The sequence below is a fragment of the Paracoccus marcusii genome (assembly GCF_006151785.1).
Taxonomy (GTDB): Bacteria; Pseudomonadota; Alphaproteobacteria; order Rhodobacterales; family Rhodobacteraceae; genus Paracoccus; species Paracoccus marcusii.
The window spans coordinates 1-1,387 of record NZ_VDDD01000246.1; the positions used below are offsets into that span (position 1 = coordinate 1).

Consider the following 1,387-nt stretch of genomic DNA (forward strand, 5'->3'; position numbering starts at 1 on the left):
CAACCCGTCCAAAACGGCAAAACTCAAACTCGGAGTCTCGCTCACGCTGGATAAAAGTCGGGGGCAACGTCACAAGACAACGACAAAGGCATCAGTCCAGAGAGCATTCGATGGCTTGCGCGGATCTTTGGCTGCGACGACCCCAAGGCGACAAGCGCCTGGCAAGCTGAATTGAGTGCATCGCAAAGGCAGCTGGTTGCCCGGAGACGTGAGCGGCAGAAGTCTTTGGTCAGGAGCGCCTCTGAGGCAAGCAACCTAGAAGAAATAGCAGTCGAAGTTGGCGACGGGATCGTGATTGATGCCGACGACGATCTTCCTGATGATACTCAGTCCAAAAGACGCTTCAGTCTGGCCCGAACATCAGAGGCAATCTTTGGTGGGGGATCGTTCCTAGACCTGCCGGTATCAGTCTTTGCCGGCGCGGCGGTGCTTGGGTTTATGTCTGTCTTCCTGGGTGTCCATAGTATTACCTACGCGGATAACAATGGACCATTGAAGCAAGTAGGCTTTTTTTGGGCTCCAAACTGGACTCTTCTTTTCATGGTCTTCCTGCCTCTCTTTCTCGGCTTTTGCCATGAGGTCATAGCCTTCTGGAAAAATGAGGGACGAGACCTGCTTGTTGCAGCAAGCGGTAGTACAGATGGCAATAATGGATGGTTGAAAAAGGTTGAGGCTTCGCCGCTTACCTACTGGTCAGTGTTTCTCGTCTGCATAGGATTTGCGGGTCTTTTCCAGTGGGTCAGTGTTCGCTTGTTGCCCCTTATTGATGGTAGTCGCGATTATGCGATTGATTGGGGGTCAATTGGCATCATACGCCCGGAGCTGACGTCCGTAATGGCCCAGGCATTCTTTACCGGAATTGCTTACCTGTATATGTGTCTCTGCTTCTATCTTTTCTTCGTGGGACTCATTCTCCTTTACACGTTGGCATATGACTATAGGGATATTAAACGCCAGTCAGAGAGGGTTGATGATGACAACCTGTCAGATGCTATCCTGGGGGTCAGCGCAAAACTTTCTAGAGGAGTCTTTAGGTGCGCTATCTCAGGTATCTTGATTGCAATCTGCATGAAGCTTCAGTCTGTTTACTTGGTTACAGACAGTAGTGATATCATAAGCTGGTTCGTGAATGACTTTCTGGCTGTCACGGTTGGGAACGACACTATTTTTAGCCGCAAAGACTTCAGTACCCCTAACCAATATACAAGTCTGCTTATTGTCATGGTAACAGTGTTTACGTTCGCTTATGTAATTTCCCAAGTGGGGCTTGTACGGCAGTTTGGAAGTGTCCGTATAAAAATGGCAGGTTGTGTCGGCGTTGTTGCAGAACTCAGTCGGTGAAGGATTCACATCGGGAATCCATGCGGTTAGACGATCTGCATGAGCA

1 pseudogene is annotated in these 1,387 nt (G+C 49.5%); it reads left to right on the forward strand.

The annotated features are described in order from the left end of the window. Positions 1 to 84 precede the first annotated feature (84 nt). Positions 85 to 1,341 (forward strand): annotated as a pseudogene (locus tag FHD68_RS18545) (RcgA family putative transporter); the annotation flags it as partial. Positions 1,342 to 1,387: the final 46 nt, after the last annotated feature.